Annotated in this window: 14 protein-coding genes, 1 tRNA gene and 1 pseudogene; 8 read left to right on the top strand and 8 right to left on the bottom strand. The window is 51.8% G+C overall.

Annotated elements, in window-relative coordinates; genetic code table 11:
* Positions 1-149 precede the first annotated feature (149 nt).
* The gene (locus tag Q0P86_RS01075) at positions 150-398 is read left to right on the top strand and encodes a hypothetical protein (RefSeq protein ID WP_290993290.1); all 249 of its coding nucleotides are present in this window, start codon (positions 150-152) and stop codon (positions 396-398) included.
* A gap of 236 nt (positions 399-634) precedes the next feature.
* Here the strand turns inward: Q0P86_RS01075 and Q0P86_RS01070 are convergent, their stop codons facing one another.
* From Q0P86_RS01070 to nadB, 4 genes are all read right to left on the bottom strand, one after another.
* Positions 635-937 carry a YbaB/EbfC family nucleoid-associated protein gene (locus Q0P86_RS01070; RefSeq protein WP_290993288.1) on the bottom strand — a complete coding sequence of 101 codons (303 nt, stop codon included), beginning with the start codon at positions 935-937 and terminating at the stop codon, positions 635-637.
* 88 nt (positions 938-1,025) lie between these two features.
* Positions 1,026-1,763 (bottom strand): CvpA family protein, encoded by a 738-nt coding sequence (locus Q0P86_RS01065; protein WP_295036803.1) that lies wholly within the window; start codon positions 1,761-1,763, stop codon positions 1,026-1,028.
* Between the two features lie 7 nt (positions 1,764-1,770).
* The gene (locus Q0P86_RS01060; protein ID WP_295036801.1) at positions 1,771-2,841 is read right to left on the bottom strand and encodes a serine/threonine-protein kinase; all 1,071 of its coding nucleotides are present in this window, start codon (positions 2,839-2,841) and stop codon (positions 1,771-1,773) included.
* A gap of 125 nt (positions 2,842-2,966) precedes the next feature.
* Positions 2,967-4,553, bottom strand: a complete 1,587-nt coding sequence (nadB, locus tag Q0P86_RS01055; protein WP_290993282.1) for an L-aspartate oxidase — start codon at positions 4,551-4,553, stop codon at positions 2,967-2,969.
* Positions 4,554-4,698: 145 nt separating this feature from the next.
* Between nadB and Q0P86_RS01050 the strand changes: the two genes are divergently transcribed.
* From Q0P86_RS01050 to Q0P86_RS01040, 3 genes are all read left to right on the top strand, one after another.
* A complete protein-coding gene (locus tag Q0P86_RS01050; protein ID WP_295036798.1) occupies positions 4,699-6,651 on the top strand; it encodes a peptidylprolyl isomerase in 1,953 nt (650 codons plus the stop codon).
* 63 nt (positions 6,652-6,714) lie between these two features.
* A tRNA-Glu gene (locus tag Q0P86_RS01045) sits at positions 6,715-6,787 on the top strand.
* A 259-nt stretch (positions 6,788-7,046) separates the two neighbouring features.
* The gene (locus tag Q0P86_RS01040; protein ID WP_295036796.1) at positions 7,047-8,897 is read left to right on the top strand and encodes an EAL domain-containing protein; all 1,851 of its coding nucleotides are present in this window, start codon (positions 7,047-7,049) and stop codon (positions 8,895-8,897) included.
* On the opposite strand, the gene Q0P86_RS01035 is transcribed toward Q0P86_RS01040, so the two are convergent.
* Together Q0P86_RS01035 and greA are read right to left on the bottom strand one after the other, a co-directional pair.
* Positions 8,898-9,701: a TatD family hydrolase gene (locus Q0P86_RS01035; protein ID WP_290993276.1), complete on the bottom strand. Its 804-nt coding sequence runs from the start codon at positions 9,699-9,701 to the stop codon at positions 8,898-8,900.
* Between the two features lie 101 nt (positions 9,702-9,802).
* Complete coding sequence (gene greA / locus Q0P86_RS01030; protein ID WP_294114484.1) at positions 9,803-10,270, bottom strand: transcription elongation factor GreA; 468 nt, start codon at positions 10,268-10,270, stop codon at positions 9,803-9,805.
* A 93-nt stretch (positions 10,271-10,363) separates the two neighbouring features.
* Here greA and Q0P86_RS16835 point away from each other — a divergent pair.
* Positions 10,364-10,864 (top strand): annotated as a pseudogene (locus Q0P86_RS16835) (DUF2062 domain-containing protein); the annotation flags it as partial.
* A gap of 96 nt (positions 10,865-10,960) precedes the next feature.
* Positions 10,961-12,205, top strand: coding sequence for a DUF1015 family protein (locus Q0P86_RS01025; protein ID WP_366941285.1), 1,245 nt, complete (start codon positions 10,961-10,963; stop codon positions 12,203-12,205).
* A gap of 132 nt (positions 12,206-12,337) precedes the next feature.
* Here the strand turns inward: Q0P86_RS01025 and Q0P86_RS01020 are convergent, their stop codons facing one another.
* Complete coding sequence (locus Q0P86_RS01020; RefSeq protein ID WP_291022601.1) at positions 12,338-13,351, bottom strand: S26 family signal peptidase; 1,014 nt, start codon at positions 13,349-13,351, stop codon at positions 12,338-12,340.
* Between the two features lie 87 nt (positions 13,352-13,438).
* Positions 13,439-15,259, bottom strand: a complete 1,821-nt coding sequence (lepA, locus tag Q0P86_RS01015; protein ID WP_290993268.1) for a translation elongation factor 4 — start codon at positions 15,257-15,259, stop codon at positions 13,439-13,441.
* Positions 15,260-15,551: 292 nt separating this feature from the next.
* Here lepA and Q0P86_RS01010 point away from each other — a divergent pair, with 292 nt between their 5' ends.
* Entirely contained in the window at positions 15,552-15,977 is a 426-nt protein-coding gene (locus Q0P86_RS01010) for a peptidylprolyl isomerase (RefSeq protein ID WP_366513323.1), read from the top strand.
* Positions 15,978-15,980: 3 nt separating this feature from the next.
* Positions 15,981-17,045, top strand: a complete 1,065-nt coding sequence (locus tag Q0P86_RS01005) for a hypothetical protein (RefSeq protein ID WP_295036789.1) — start codon at positions 15,981-15,983, stop codon at positions 17,043-17,045.
* Positions 17,046-17,153 lie beyond the last annotated feature (108 nt).

The following is a 17,153-nucleotide window of genomic DNA, read 5'->3' as shown; positions in this document are numbered from 1 at the left end:
GTTTATGAATTTCAAAAGAATCACGAAACCATCATTACCTGCAGTTGCCGCTGCATTCTTGCTTGCTGCTTGTTGCAACAGTTCCGGCGTCCCTCCCGAAGAAACGAATCCTTTGGCGACTCAGGTCCGGGGAATGTGGTGGAGCCTCAATGACCGCCATGATTCAGGAATGGGATTATTTCGCCAATGGTGGAGCCACAGTCCCTACGAGCTACAACATAAACGATGCGGATTTTACGCGCGACAACTGGTGCAATCAGGAGGCTATCTACATTTGGGATGGACAAACGAAGATAAATGACGACAATCGAAAAGATCCCAACTCCTATACGCTTGTAACCTTGCCTTGCATTCCCTTTTGGTTATGGGTTGCCGTCTACAGCGAATGTCAAGGATAAAAGTTTGCTAGGCCCGACCGGGAATGGTACAATGGTGAACTATGTGGCGCCCTGGGTAGAAATGAAAAGCGATGACAGCCTCCATCGATGGATCTTTGAAAGTCGAGGAATCCAAAACTTCGGGCAGCGATATTGCCAAAGGTGTTTTGATTGCTGGAACTAAAAAAGACTCGCCTTCGGGTGAGTCTTTTGCACATAAGAACAACGAGATGTGTTGTCGAAGAACATTCCGCTGATTACATCAGGCCGGGGATTTTCATGCCGCCGGTAATGCCGCTGATGCTTTCTTGGGTGGCGTCGTCCTTCTTCTTGACGGCAGAGTTGATTGCTGCCATGAGCAGGTCCTCGAGGGCTTCCACATCGTCCTTGTCCACGGCGTCGGGATTGATCTTGATCATCGTGACGACCCCCTTACCGTTCATGGCGACCTTCACCATTCCGCCGCCGGCTTCGGCTTCGAAACTTTGTGCCTTGAGGTCGCTCTGGGCCTTCATCATCTTGCTCTGCATCTTTTGAAGGTCGCGCAACATTTTGCTCATGTCCATAATGAAATCCTCATGGTTGTTTATTAAAAGTGTTGATTCCGCGGTAAATATAACATATTATCGCAAATAGATTGCTTCGAATTTATTTCGCCAAGTCATCCTTGACGGTTTTGGCGGCAGTGCTTGCCTTTTCCGATGCCGTTTCTGCAGCCTTCTCGATAACATCCTTGGCGGCCTCCTTGGCTGATTCCGCGGCCTTGTCGGTAGCCTCTTTAATGGCGTCTTTTGCGGCATCGGTGGCTTTTTCGGTCGCTTCCTTGGCGACTTCGTTTGCCTTCTCGGCGGCCCTGTCCGTCAGGGACTTGGTAAATTCGCTTGCCTTGCGTTCGGCAACGCCGACGAGGTCAACCGGTTCCGTGGAGTATCCGAATAACTTGAGCGCGCACTTGTAGGTGGAGTAGGCCAGGGCGTTGTCACGCTTTTCGTGGAGAACACCGCCGAAGGGCAGGATGTGCAGGATTGTCAGGATGACAAAGCAGATAAGGATTGCCTTGATGGCTCCAAAAACGCCCCCCAGGATACGGTCCGCCTTGCCCGCAGCGGTTCCTGAAATGGACTTGTTGATGACGTGGCTGATAAAGAGAAATCCCAAGAAGGGGACCAAGAATCCGATGCAGATGCAGACTAGCGTCGCGGAAAAATCGCTTGTTTCAAGGAATTCGGCTACCTTTTCCGAAAGGAGGCTGTTTGCAAAGTAGGCGCCAGCGATTGCTGCGGCCCAGGCGAGCAGACGGAAAATGCCTCGCAGGAGCCCGTGCCAAAGGCCGAGCAGCGTAAACAAGAGAATGATAACCAGACAGATGATGTCAATAGCGTTCATGTTGTTTTTACAGGTTGGTTAGTGAGCGGATCAAAAAGAAAATGAATGAAGCGACTGCTGCCCCGGAGATGGCCCCTTCGATAAAGAGCCTTTTGCGGTGGGTGGGGTAGACTGGCGGGTTCATGTAGAGCGTCTCGTCGAGGTCGTCTGTTTTCTGCTTGATGGAATCCTTGATGGCGAAAATCCAGTTTGCCATATAGGGGACCATGTCGCGGGGGAGGTTCCGCATGACGATGGAGACTTGTTCTGCAGCGTCGAATGCGGTTAGCGGGCGCTTGCGCGGATCCTTGTTTAGCAACTTCACGATAAGCTTGACTAGGCGCGTGGGAATGTCCTTGGAAAAGGCTTTCTCGGTAACCTTGAGCTTTTGGATTCGCTGGATTGTATCGCTGAAGCTTGTTCCGCGGAAAAGGTTTTGCCCTAAAAGCATTTCGCAGGCGATGATCCCGACTGCAAACAGGTCCGAGGCTGGGCTCGCTTCTTCGCCAATGGTTTGTTCGGGGCTCATGTAGGTGACTGTACCGAGAATGGCGCCGGTCTGCGTCAGGCGTTCTCCGTCGTCGTCCTTGCTGAACTTGAGTGGCGATTCGGTGTGGGCGATGCCGAAATCGAGCAGATGGATTCGTCCGTCGTTGTCAACCATGATATTCGCGGGTTTCAGGTCGCGGTGGACGATTCCCTTGCGATGGGCTTCTCCCAGGGCGCAGAGTATTTCGTGCAATATGGCGTAGACGACCCAAAGCGGAGGTTGCTTTACTTTGTCTAGAATTTGGCGGAGCGTGAGCCCGTGGATAAACTCCATGGAGAGCGAAAGTTTCCCGTCTTTTTCTTTCCACAGGGCGTATGGCTTGGTAATGGCAGGGTGGTTCAGGTGCGCAAGGATATTGCCTTCTTGCATGAATCGGCGAATGTTTGTGTCGCTGTCTTCGATATCCTGCTGCATTTGCTTGACGACCACCATTCGGTCGAGCGACTTGTCGTGGCAAAGCCATAGCTTGCCCATAGCGCCGGAACCAAGTTCCTGCGTCGGGGTATATCCACCAATCTTTGGAGGCTTTGTATTCTTCGTTTCGCTCATAAATCAAATGTTTTGGTTTGAGGGCGCTTCGCTTTGAGCTCGGGCTTTCGCCCTTTGAGTTATAATCGCGCCTTTGGCGCCTTTATTTAGCACATAGCCTTGCGAAGCAAGGCGTCCTCAGAACCTCATCGCTCAGACCCCTTTAAGTAAATCGTATGGTGTTTCGTCTTGGGGTCCAGATTCGGGTAATCAAGAATATAGTGCAGCCCGCGGGACTCCTTGCGGTGGAGAGCGGCGGTCAGGATCATCTTGGAAACTTGAAGCGCGTTCAGGAATTCGATAAAGTAGAAGTTTTCGGTTTCCTTGTTCTTGATGGCTTCGTCGACGTCTTTCTGGAGTTCTTCGATGACTTTGATGCCCTGGTTGAGGCCGGCCACGGTGCGTACGATGCCGCAGTGAGTCCACATCATGTCCTGCAAAATCTTCTTGCGCTTGCGCCAGTAGGCTGCCTTGGTGAAGGTAACCTTTTCCTTCTTGCTGGACCTGGATTCCGTGATTTTTTCCTTGAGAAGTCCGCTTTCGCTAATGTTGTCAACGGCACGGATGGCAAAGACGACGCTTTCTAGGAGAGAATTGGAGGCGAGGCGGTTTGCGCCGTGGACGCCCGTCGCGGCGACTTCGCCGCAGGCGTACAGGCCCTTGATTTCGGTCCTGGACCAGGTATCGACCAGTACGCCTCCGCACATATAATGTGCGGCGGGCACCACGGGAATCCATTCCTTCGTGATGTCGATGCCTGCGTCGAGGCACTTCGCGTAGATGTTCGGGAAATGGCTCTTGATGTCTTTCGGCGTGCGGCCCGAAAGGTCGATGAACATGTTCGGCTTGCCGAGGCGCTGCATTTCGCTGTGGATGGCGCGAGCCACGATGTCGCGGGGGGCGAGCGAATGGAGCGGGTGCACCTGGTTCATGAATTCTTCGCCCTTGTAGTTCTTGAGGATTCCGCCGAATCCGCGCACGGCTTCCGAAATCAGGAAGGGCTTCTTGAGGCTAGGGGCATAAAGGCTTGTGGGGTGGAACTGCATAAATTCGATATCTTGCAGTGCGGCACCTGCGCGTGCCGCAATCGCCATGCCGTCACCGCAGCTGTCGTGCGGGCAGACGGTGTACTGCCAGATACGGCCTGCACCGCCGGTAGAAAGGATGGATGCCTTTGCGTAAAGGTTTTCGACAAGGCCAGTCTTCTGGTGAATAATCTTTGCGCCTACGCAGCGCTTTGCCTTGCCTTCACCCTTGCAAATCAGGTCCTTGATGTAGCAGTTCTCGATGTAGTGAATGTTCTTGTGGTTGTGGAGCTCGGCGAGGAGGGCCCGCATGATTTCCTTGCCGGTGAGGTCTGCCGCGTGCAAAATGCGGTGGTGGCTGTGGCCGCCTTCGAGGTGCAGGTCGAACTGCGTCTTGTCGGTCGGATTAGGGGTGAACTGTACGCCCCACTTGACGAGCTGGCGGATGGTGTCGGGACCGCTCTTGGTCAGGATGTTCACGGGTTCCTTTTTGCAAAGGCCTGCGCCTGCTTCGAGCGTGTCATCGATGTGGAACTTGAACTTGTCGGTCTTTTCGGTAACGGTGGCGATACCGCCTTGTGCATAGTTGGATGAACCGTCCGGTTTTGCTCCCTTGGTAAGGATGACGACCGAGAGGCCTTTTTCTGCAGCATGGATCGCTGCGCTTAAACCGGAAATACCTGCACCCAGGACTAGAATATCGTACATGACCGCACTCCGTTGGAGAGTTTTAGATTTTGTTGCCTAATAGATAGAAAAAATGCGCTATTTCGGCATTATTTGAATGCAAAATAAAAGATTTTCGTTTTTTTTGCTACATTTTGCGCGACAAAATTTATATGGAGTCTACTTTATGTTAACGTGGATTAATGAAAAAGCCAAGTGGATCATCGTTATCTTTGCCGCGGGTATCGTGGTGGGCCTTTTGGCCATGGACCGCGTCCCGAACCAGGGACACAGCTACCCGGTCGGCGTGGTGAACGATAAGAAGATTACTTATGCCGAATTTGATTCCCGCATCAAGAATATCGTGCAGAACCAGTACCAGGGCCAGCACCTCGAAGACGAACAGTACAATCAGCTCCGTACTGAAGTGTTCCGTAGCTTTGTTCGTCAGATTCTCCTGAACGAACAGTTCGAAAAGGCCGAACTGAGTGCTTCGGTCGCGGAACTTGAATCCGAATTCAGCCGCAATCCGGATGCCGTTCGTGCCCGTCTGGTGCAGGAAGCCCAGCGCCACCTGTATATGATTCAGCAGCAGGCAACGAGCCAGGAAGACCTGATGCAGCGTTCTCAGGCTTATATCGCCAGTCTGCCGAAGTTCCTCACGGACTCTACCTTCAATAAAGATGAGTATGACGCTTGGCTCAAGACTCCCGAAGCTTTCCGCTGGGGTGTGATGCTTCAGTTCGAAGAAGATTTGAAGGCCAATACCATCCCGATGCGCCAACTGCAGATGCTGGTCGGAGCTTCGGTTCACCCGACTTCTCTCGAAGCGAACTGGGCAGTCAATCGTCGCTTGAACGATTACGAACTGCAGGTGGCGGTCGCCTCCAATGCAGATTTCAAGGTCGAAGACAATTCCGTGGATAGCGTGATGGTTGCCGGTTATTTCAATGCCCATCGCGACAGCTTCTTTGTGAAGAAGGATATGGTTCAGTTCGAATTTGCCTATCTTCCGGTCGATGCCACTGCCGGTGATGATGCTCGCATCCGCGAATATGCCATGACCCTTTACTACCAGCTGACCGACTCCTCTTCGACCACCACGTTTGAAGATATGGCTCGTATTTCTTCTGAAGACCAGACCACTGCCGAAAAGGGTGGCCTCCTGAGCGAAGACTATGTGGGACATGGTGTCTATGTGAAGGAATTTGAAGACGTTGCCTTCAAGCTGGATTCCGGTGCCGTTTCTGAACCGGTCCGCACCCGTTTTGGTTACCACATTATCAAGAGCTACGGCAAGTCCAAGGATTCTACCGGTGCTGAACTCGTGAAGGTCGGGCACATTCTTCTGGTCGTTAATGCATCTTCTGAAACGATTGACAGTCTCGAAGGTATTCTGAACAAGGTCAAGGCTTCTGTCGATGCTGGCAAGAGCTTTGCCGAAGCCGCCAAGGAACAGAACCTCGATACCCATACTTCGAACTGGATTTCCCGTGGTGACAATATCGAAGGTGTCGGCTATCTCAAGGGCCTTGCCGCTTATGCATGGCCGAATGAAAACCTTCCGGATGAAACCAGCAAGGTTTCTCCGATCATGAAGAACAGCAAGTGGGTGGTTGTTGCCGAAAAGGTGAAGGAACTCAAGGCCGGCGAACGTAGCCTCGACCTCTATTTCGACAATATCAAGAGTACGCTTCTTCGCAACAAGGCTACTGCTGCTGCCGAAGAATACTTGAATTCTGTTGCCGAAAAGGTGAAGGCCTGGGTCCCGGCTGACAGCGCTGCCGATTCCGCAGCCGTTGCCGCGAACAAGATTGAAAAGGTGAACATCGAAAAGGCAAATGCCTCTGTCGACGGTTATGTCCCGGGCTTTGGTTATGGCAATGTCCATCTCGCCAAGACTCTCGAAAATGTCAAGGAAGGTGAATGGTCTTCCGCTATCGCCACCGATAACGGTGCCGTGATGGTGAAGGTCGTTTCCAAGAAGGCTCCGCAGGAAGATGCCGTTAAGGAAGCGGTGCAGTCCGAAATTGCCAATACTTCGAGCTATGCGGTGATGAGCATCTTCAACGAATTTGTCGCAAATCTTGAAAATTCGACTGCTGTCGAAAGCAATCTCGACCTGTACTACAGGGACTAGTCGAGTGTAGACAAATATCTAATTGTTTGCTATATTTGGCGAACCCAAATGGGCAAACATAACGGTGCCATCGTCTAGTGGTCCAGGACACTGGCCTCTCACGCCGGTAACAAGGGTTCGAGTCCCTTTGGCACTATAAAAAAGGACGGATTCCGTGTGGAGTTCGTCTTTTTATGTTGTTATGTTCACAAAAGAATGTAAAAAAATATTAAAAAAGAAGATTTTACAAAGAAAAAAAGATATATATTTGGGTGCGGATTGGGTTGTCAATGAGAATATTCAATAGAAAGCTTTTCCTTAGAGCCTTGCTGATGTTGGCAAGCCTGTTTTTTGCTGCTTTTATTCCGGAAATTTTTGCTGCGAAGGGCCATATTTTATGGGCGATTCCCTATATTTTGGCTGTTTTTTTCCTGGTCATGGTGGCTGTCCTGTACCGTTTTCCGTCGGCGGACCGTAACAAGATGCGAGACGATGTGAAGGTGCCGCCTGCGACAACTTCGATCCCGACGCGAGATTTCCAGAAGGACCTGCAGGAACGAGATGAATTGTTCCGGATGATGGTTGATATTTCTTCTAATGGCTTTTGGACATTTGACTTTGTTACTGGCAAGGTTTACTGGTCGCAGCGGGCGTTGAACATGTTGCAGGTCGATGTTGCCAATGCGGATGATTCGTTTGATGTCCTGCGTCGGCAGATTGTCGAAAGCGACTGGGATCATTTTAGGGAACTGTTGAATTCGTCGCTTGAATCCGGAGATCGGCTCAATTGCGTTGTTACGCTGCTAAAGAGCGGATCAAAGAATGAACAGCTGACTGTTTCGGGAAATGTGCAGAAAAATGCGGATGGCCGCCCTGTGCGTGTTATCGGCTCGGTCACCACGTATTCCGACAAGCAGGCGATTGACAAGCAGAATTTCTACTACGCTTATCAGGATGCCCTGACAGGAGTGTATAACCGCAAGTTCTTCCTAGAAAAGCTGAAGGTCGATGTCGATATGGCCCTGCAGCGCCCCGATTACCTATTTGCCGTTGCCCTTTTGGATATTGACCGTTTCGGTGCGATCAATGCATCCTATTCGGTCAACGTGGGTGACAACGTGCTGCGGGTCGTGGCAGACCGAATCAAGTCTCAGTGCCGTACGGGAGATACGATTGCGCGCATCGGTCCCGACGTTTTTGCTATTGTCCTGCACGATATTCAGTCGGGTGGCAGCGATAGCGATGTGAAGTCAATTGTACGTCGCATCCATAATGCGGTCAAGTTGCCGATCCAGCTGGAAGGCCGTGAACTTTATATTGGCGTTTCGATGGCTGTTGCCCTGAACCGCGAAGTGGACTGCGTCGAGGATATCCTTGCGAATGCGACGGCTAGCCTTCGTGAAATGAAGAAAGGCGTCAACCATGGGGGCATCCAGTTCTCGTGTGGAGGCATTCGCGAAAAGGCGATGCGTCTTTACAAGCTTGAATTCGAAATCCGCAAGGCGATTCAGGCGCAGGAATTCGTGCTGTTCTACCAGCCGATTGTCGATATTACGGATGGAAACCGCATTGTTGCTTTCGAGGCGCTCGTTCGCTGGAACCAGGCGCAGAACGGTTTTATTTCGCCGGCCGATTTTATTCCCATTGCAGAAGAAACCGGACTCATTATCCCGTTGGGCGCGCAGTTGCTTGAAATGGCTTGCATCCAGATGAAAAAATGGGTGGATATGGGTTTTGATAATGTCCAGATGGCGGTCAACTTCTCGGCCAAGCAGTTTGCCCTGGATAATATGCTCGAAGACGTGAAGCAGGTCCTGTTGCGCACGAAGCTGAATCCGAAGAACCTGAAACTTGAAATTACTGAATATACCGCAGTGTGCGAAGCCGAAAAGACGGTGAAGATTATGCAGGCGCTTTCGGGAATGGGTATCCAGATTTCGATTGACGACTTCGGAACGGGTTATAGCAGTCTTTCTTACCTGAAACGCTTCCCGATCCATACTCTCAAGATGGACAAGTCCTTTATCGACCATGTGACAGACGACGAAGAAGACGCTTCGTTTGCCCGTATGGTGATCGGTATCGCGAAATCGTTGAATCTTGACCTGATCGCCGAAGGTGTCGAGTCTGAATCCCAGCTTGAATTCTTGAGAGCTGAAGGTTGCAAGCTGATTCAGGGATTCTACTTCAGTAGGCCTCTTTCTTCGGATAAGGCTCTCGAATACCTGCAGGCGCATTACCAGCCTGAAGAGCTTCAGACTGTATAGTTAGATGCCGTAGCAACGGCGAGTATTTTCGCGGCAGTCCCTGTAGAGTTGATCTATGGGGATTTGTTTTACCTGGGCGAGAGCTTGTGCAATGTAAGGAATGTAGCCCGAATGGCAGGGCTTTCCGCGGTAAGGAATGGGGGACATGTAAGGGGAGTCCGTTTCTAGGAGCATCTGGTCCATAGGCACGAGTGCCGCGGCATCGCGCACATTTTGCGCATTCTTGAAAGTCACGATTCCCGTAAATCCAATAAAGATGTTTGCGCCGCGGTACTTTAGGTCAAGTAATTGTGCGCAGAATTTAGGCGAGCCCGTAAAGCAGTGTACATGAATCTTGCTTCCGCGAAGGTCTGTGTTTCGCAATACGGCGAGCGCTTCGTCATCTGCTTCGCGCAGGTGAAGCACTAGCGGCTTTTTTGAGGCGAGACCGAGTTTTAGATGGCGCTCGAAAAGTTTGACCTGTTCGGCCTTGGTTTCGGAACCGTAATGGTAATCCAGCCCGAATTCGCCACACGCAACGCACTTGGGGTGCTTTAGAAATTCCTGCAGGCGGGCTTCGTCTTCAGCGGTTTCCGTCAAAACATATTCCGGATGAATCCCATAAGCGGTGTAGACGTTCGCGTATTTTTCAGAGAGCTCCTGGGCTCGCGTAAAGTCTGCCGGGTCGCAGGCCACGTGAATATAGGCTTCGGGGGGCTTCACATTTTCGTCGGGATCGTGGGAAAGGCGTGCAAACAAGTCGCCGACGGTTTCGCCGGAGTGCTGCTCGTAAGAATCTAGGTGACAATGAGTATCAATGAACATGGTAATTAGTTCGGAATTCGGAGTTCTGAGTTCCGAATTGAATTAATCGCGGCGTTGCCGCTTTACTTATTAATTCCGAAATCCGAATTCTGAAATCTGAATTAATAAGTGACTTCTACGATCTCGTAAGTAATCACACCCTTGGGGGCTTGCACTTGCACCTGGTCGCCTTGTTTTTTGCCCATCAGGGCTTCGCCGACGGGGGACTTCATGCTGATGCGGCCTTGCAACGGGTCAATTTCTTTTTCGCCTACGATACTGTAGGTGCGTTCGCGCTTGGTCTTGATGTCCTTCATCTTGACTGTGGCGCCAAAGCGAACCGTGCCGTCATCGCTTGCCTGCGATTCAACGACCTTGGCGCCGTCTAGGATGCGGTCCAGTTCGCGGAGCCTACGGTCGATTTCGCGCACGCGCATACGCCCATACGTGTAGGCAGCGTTTTCGCTACGGTCGCCTTCGGCCGCTGCCGCCTGCACCTGATTGATCATCGCCGGGCGTTCCACGTATTTCAGGTGTTCCCATTCCGCCTTGAACTTTTCAAAGCCTTCTTTAGAAATCAAGTGTTTCATCGACCTAAATGTAGAAAATGTGATGACGACTAGCTACATATTTCTGCTGACTGTCTATTGTCTACTTCCTACTATTGCTATATTTGGCTAGCAATGATTCAATTTAAGCACAAGCGTATCGACCGCAACGAGTCGAAGTATAAGAGACTGAGCCGTATCTATTACAACCGCTTGTTTCCCAAACGGCAAGATGCCTTGAAAGTGGCTTGGTCCGTTGCGGCGGGCGTATTTATTGGTATTTGGCCGACCATTGGTGTCGCGATTATTTTGACGGTTGCGTTCTGTGCCCTGTTCAGACTCCCGAAGGTGCCGGGAATTGTTTCTTCTTTCGTGGCAAACCCGCTCACTCAGTTCGGTTTCTTCTATCCGTCGGGATACGCCATCGGTTGCTGGCTGTTGAAGCCTGAAAAAATCAATTTCGATTTTCTGGAAGAATTTGAAGGGCTTTCTTTCAAGAACTGCTTTTCCCTGATTTCGCACTTGTGGCACGATGCCGCAGGGCATTTGGCGGCATTTATGGTCGGAATTACGATTGTGGCTGCCATTGGCGGTGCCATCTTCTTTTTCCTGGCCTATTTTATTGTAAATTATCGCAAGAAAAAATGGATGGAGGCGAAAACCGGCTACATCCAGAGCTTGATTGCTGAAGACGAAGCTTTAATTAAAGAAGCACACAAAGGAAAACACCCTATGATGCATATCTATCCGTTCAAGGCGCTGCGCCCGGTGAATCCGGCCGAAGCCGAAACGATTTCCGCCCTCCCGTACGACGTGATGAACCGCGCCGAAGCTAAGGCCATGGCCGAAGGGCTACCGCATTCCTACTTGCGCGTGACTCGTGCCGAGCTGGAACTTCCTGATTCTGTGGATGCATACGACCCGAAGGTCTATGTGCATGCTCGCGAAAATCTCGACAAGATGATTGCCGACGGCGTAATCGCTTACGACAAGAAGCCCTGCCTCTACGTTTACCGCCAGACCATGAACGGTCGCGAACAGTACGGCCTCGTTTGCTGTGTGCCCGCTGCGGACTACTTCAACGGCATTATCAAGAAGCACGAACTGACCCGCGCCGACAAGGAAGAAGACCGTCTGCGCCATGTGCTAGCCACCAACGCCAATACCGGTCCGGTGTTCCTGACTTACCGCGACCAGGGCCAGTTCGACGTGTTCGGTGCCGTGACCAAGCGTAAGCCTATTTACGACTTCGTGAGCAAGGGCGACGGATTCGGCCATACGGTTTGGATCATTGACGATGACGCCGAAATTGAAGCCATCCGCAAGTCTTTCGAAGCCGTTCCGGTGAGCTACATTGCCGACGGTCACCACCGCAGTGCTGCTGGTGCTCGCGCCGCCAGCTACCGCGCCGAACAGAACCCGAACAACACCGGTGACGAAGAATACAACCGTTACCTCGCCATTCTCTTCCCGAGCACCCAGCTCAAGATCCTCGACTACAACCGTGTGCTCAAGGACCTGAACGGTCGTACTCCGGAACAGCTCATGGACGAAATGAAGAAGGTGTTTGACGTTGCTGAACTTGACAAGATGCAGAGCCCTGCCAAGCAGAACCAGGTGAACTTCTACATGGGCGGCAAATGGTACGCTTGCACGTTCAAGGCTGAATACCTCAAGAACCTCGGCCCGGTGGACAGCCTCGACGTGGCTCTCCTCCAGAAGCTTATCCTCAAGCCGCTCTTCGATATCGACGACCCGCGTACTTCCAAGCGCATCGACTTCGTCGGTGGCATCCGCGGTCTCGGCGAGCTGGTGAAGCGCGTGGATAGCGGCGAATGCGCCTGCGCCTTTGCCATGTACCCAACCACTCTCGATCAGCTCATGAACATCGCCGACGCCGGCGAAATCATGCCGCCGAAGAGCACTTGGTTTGAACCGAAGCTCCGCGACGGTCTCTTGGTTCACTCGCTGGACTAATTGCTGAACAGTTTCGATTTGAAATAGAGTCATAAGGTTCGCCTTATGATTCTTTTTTATATGAGGTTATCGGGGGGGGGCTTCAGGAGTCAGCCTTGTGGCGTCCTCTTAATCCATCCAGCTTCCTACTGTCTACTTCCTACCATCTACAGCATCATCTTCCGTAGCGAGGAGCGACAGCGCAAAATTCATTGCTTTGTCGAGGAGTTTTTTCGCTGGGACAACGACCTTGTCCTTGATGCGGTCAGGCCACTTGATATAGCGCCCGATGAAGTCGTTATGGGTGAAGTAGCCGAATTCACGGGAGTCGGGACAACTGGTTCCTTTTGAACAGGTCAAGTAATAGCAGTCTTCGTCGATAATAATTTCGTTGAGCGGTTCTTCGAGGTATTCCACGGGCTTGGGTTCCGCCGCCGTTTCAGCCACGATCGCTGCAGTGTCCTTGACGGTAGAGTCCTTGATTGCTGCGGTTTCGGCCTCGTTTGTATCCAGCGTCTGCGGCGGTGGTGGATTTAGTTCAAGCTTGGCAGGCTTGAGACGGAAGAGCTCGCGCTTGATTTTGATGGGGGCGTTACCCGGTTCGCTTTGACGGATTTGCAACTCGATAAGGTAACGGTCCTGCCATGGGAGAAAATCAATTTCCTTAAGGCTGACCTGGCGGTTCGCGATCTTGGTGGAGCCGACACGGTCCAGGTTTATTTCGCGGTCACCTTGCCATAGGCTCGACTTGACGGCAACCTTTTGCCCGTGTGCATGCAGGTAAGAGAGAACATAATCTTGTTCGACGTCGTTTAGTTTTTCAAAATAGAGCGTGTCGCCGGCCTTGGGAATGTAAATGGTCTTACTTTGTATAAAGGAATCTTCGTTTTTCCATTTGAAGTTGCGATGCGGTGTCCGGACGATGCCTTTGTCTGTAATTTCAATGGAGTCTCCCGGCATGGCAAGAACGTTACGGACCATGGCGTCTCCGCTCTTGAGGGCGACCCAGACGATGTCTTGGTCCTGGATTCTGCTTAGGCATTGCGGAAGCTTGCACATCCAGTGGATGGAATGCTCCTTGAACTTGGGGGCCATCGATGAATCCATGATCTTTACGGGAGCGATCGCATAAAGTCGAGCCGCTAAGGCAAGCCCCAGTATTATCATGAGGATAAGGAATAAAAAGAAGATATGGCTTTGGGAATTGCGCCGCTGTAAACGTCGAACTTTTCTCGAAAGCCTGGACATCTTGTTTTAGTCCCCGTTGCTGGTGGAGTTGTCGGAGAGCGAAAGCACGGCGAGGAACGCCTTCTGCGGCACTTCCACCGAGCCGATGCTCTTCATGCGCTTCTTGCCTTCCTTCTGCTTTTCAAGGAGCTTGCGCTTACGGGTAATGTCGCCGCCGTAGCACTTGGCAAGCACGTCCTTGCGCACGGCCTTCACCGTAGAGCGGCTAATGATCTTGCCGCCGATGGCGCCCTGGATGGCCACGTCGAATTGCTGGCGCGGAATAAGGTCCTTAAGCTTCACGCAGATGGCGTTGGCATAAGTGTGGGCCTTGTCCTTGTGGATAATCACCGAGAAGGCGTCCACCGGGTCGCCGTTCAACAGGATGTCCAGCTTGACCAGGTTGTTTCTGCGGTATTCGCTTGGCGCATAGTCGAGGCCAGCGTAGCCGCGGCTTACGGATTTCAGGCGGTCGTAGAAATCGAACATAATTTCGGCGAGCGGCAGGTTGTACTTGAGAATAACCTTTTCTTCGTCGAGGTATTCCATGGTTTCGAATTCGCCGCGCTTTTCTTCGCAGAGCGTCATGAGCGCACCCACGAATTCCTTGGGCGTAAATATTTGCGCCTTCACGTAAGGTTCTTCGATGTGGTCGTAGCGGCTCGCGTCGGGGAGCTTGGAGGGGCTTTCGATTTTCACCATGGTGCCGTCGCTCATGTACACGTGGTATTCCACGTTCGGTACGGTCGTGATGATGTCCACGTTGAATTCGCGGTCGAGGCGTTCCTGCACGATTTCCATGTGCAAGAGTCCGAGGAACCCCGTGCGGAAACCGAAACCGAGCGCTTCGGAAGTTTCCGGTTCCCAACTCAAGGCGGAATCGTTCAGGCGGAGTTTTTCAAGGGCTTCGCGCAAGTCCTTGTAATCTTCCGGGTTGATGGGGTAGATACCGGAATAAATCATCGGCAGAATATCCTTGTAACCAGGAAGCGGCTCGGTAGCCGGGTTTGCCGAATCGGTCAAGGTGTCGCCGATTTTCACGTCGCTAATCGTCTTCACGTTCGCAAGTACGTAGCCCACCATGCCTTCCGAAAGTTCGGGTCGCGGGTCGCGGCGCATGCTGAAGGTTCCGACTTCGGTCACCATGTATTCGCCGCCGGTCTTCATCATGCGGATTTTCATTCCGGCCTTGAGCGTACCTTCTACGATGCGGATGTAATTGATCACACCGCGGTAAGAATCGTATACGGAGTCAAAGATGAGTGCCTTGAGCGGCTTTCCGCTATCGCCCTTGGGGGCTGGAATTTCGTCGACAATTTTGTCCAGCACCTGCTCCACGTTCAGGCCTGTCTTTGCCGAAATGCGGGGAATCTTGTCGGGATCGTAACCGAGCAAGTCGCCTACGAGCTGTGCCACATGGTCGGGCTGAGCGCCCGGAAGGTCTACCTTATTGAGCACCGGAATAATTTCCAGATCGTTTTCCAGAGCCAGGTAGAGGTTCGATAGTGTTTGTGCCTCGATGCCTTGGCTTGCGTCCACGACGAGAATCGCCCCTTCGCATGCGGCCAGGGAGCGGCTGACTTCGTAAGTAAAGTCCACGTGCCCCGGCGTATCGATCATGTTCAGGATGTATTCCTTGCTGTCTTTTTCGTACACCATGCGGATGGCGTGAGCCTTGATGGTAATGCCGCGTTCGCGTTCAAGGTCCATGTCGTCCAGGAGCTGGTTGGTCATCTCGTTTTTCGAGACCGTCTTGGTCAGTTCGATCATGCGGTCTGCAAGTGTCGATTTACCGTGGTCAATGTGGGCGATGATGCTGAAATTTCTGATATTGTCGTTTTGCGGCATAGGTGCGATAGATTTACCGGGTGAATACTGCTAATTTTCGGGGTAAATATAGAAAATGCGCAAATGGGCTTTGACAAAATTAGCTATATTACCGATATAAATTGTAGAAAAGCACCATTACTTCATGGTTGTCAGGAATATGTTTTCAAAATTTTCAAATCGCATGGTCCACCATTCCTGGTGTCGTCCGTTAGTTTTTTTTGCCGTTGTCTGCACCCTTGCATCGGGACTGTTCTGCCTATCATTTGCAGAGGGCAAGGTTTTCAATAAAGATTACTCTGGAATCAAGGCTATCGAGGCTGTCATCGAAACTCACGAAGGTAAAATCGTAATTAATCTTGATTTCAAGTCCGCCCCGAATACGGTTGCCAATTTTGTGGAACTTGCGAACAAGGGATTTTATAATGGTCTCCTGTTCCACCGTGTGATTCCGGGATTCATGATCCAGGGCGGCGATCCCGATGGTAATGGCACGGGCGGTCCCGGCTATTCGATCGACGATGAAATTTCCAGGTTGACGCATGAAACCGGAGTGATTTCGATGGCCAACCGTGGCCCGAATACGAACGGTTCGCAGTTTTTCATTACGCAGACGCCCCAGCACCATCTGGATGGTAAGCACACCGTGTTTGGCAAGGTGCTCGAAGGGCAGGATGTAGTTTGTCGCATCGAACAGAACGACCCCATTATTAACATCACTATCGTGGAAAAGAAGTAACCTATGAGTTCTAAGAAAGTCGCATCTAAGGATTCCAAGTCCAAAAAGGCTCCCGCCAAGGCTGCTGCAAAGAGTGCCGCCAAGCCGGCAGCGAAGGCTGCCGCTAAGGCTCCAGCCAAGAAGCCTGCTGAAAAGCCGGCTAAGAAGGTCGCCCCTGCTGCAAAGAAGCCTGCTCCGGCTCCTGCGAAAAAGGCCCCCGCCAAGGCAAAGCCCGCTCCGAAGGCTGAATCTAAAAAGTCAGTGACTAAGGATGCTCCTAAGACTTCTACTGCAAAGAAGGCTCCCGCCGCGAAGCCCGTTGCCACGGAGAAGAAGGTCTCTAAATCCTCCGCGAAACCTGTTGCCGCAAAGACCGTCGAAAAGGTTGCCTCAAAACCGAAGGCTGCTGAAAAGGTGGAAAAGGCCGCTCCTGCTGCCAAGAAGTCCGCGCCCGCTCCGGTAAAGGCTCCTGTCAAGGAAGAAAAAAAGGTCGCTCCGGTAGAAACACCCAAGGTTAAGGAAGAATCCGCTGCAGTCGCTTCCGTTGCTGCTGACGACAAGGGCGAAGTCAAGAAGAAGAATGCTCCGGACTACGCCTATGCCGTACTTCTGCAGGGAGTCAAGCGTCTTGCCAAGACGATCATGTTCGTAAAGGTCGATGAATCCGAAGACCGCTCCAACAAGAAGAAAATGTCCAGCGATGTCAAGAACCTGGACATGAAGCCGACTTCCCCGATCCGCCACAAGGCGTCCCTCGCCGAAGAAACGCAGGAAGAATTGACGGAACGTATCCTCAAGGAACTGGAAGAACAGAACCGCTTGTTCGAGCGTGAAGCGGCGACGCAGATGTGCACCCGTTGCAACCGCAACTTGGTGTCTCCTGAATTCTGGGTCGACAAGCACCTCGGCTTCTGTGAAGAATGCGCCGCAATCCTTAAGCTCGGCCAGTCCAAGGAAGCCCGTAAGGTGGAATACCAGCTGGGCGCTATGGACGGAGACTCCCTGGATGAAGAAGATGACGATATTATTGGACCGGACGCAGACGACCTGAAGGCCGCTGAAGAAGATCTGGCCGAAATGGACGACTAATATCTCCATTCATCGCAATTTCAAAAAACTCTCGCAAGGCTGCGGGAGTTTTTCATCTTTCTTGGACGCGCCAATGAAGAGGCTCCGGTATTTTTTTAGATATATCAA

It is taken from the genome of uncultured Fibrobacter sp. (assembly GCF_946062555.1).
Lineage (GTDB): Bacteria > Fibrobacterota > Fibrobacteria > Fibrobacterales > Fibrobacteraceae > Fibrobacter.
This window is presented reverse-complemented; position numbering and strand designations above follow the sequence as displayed.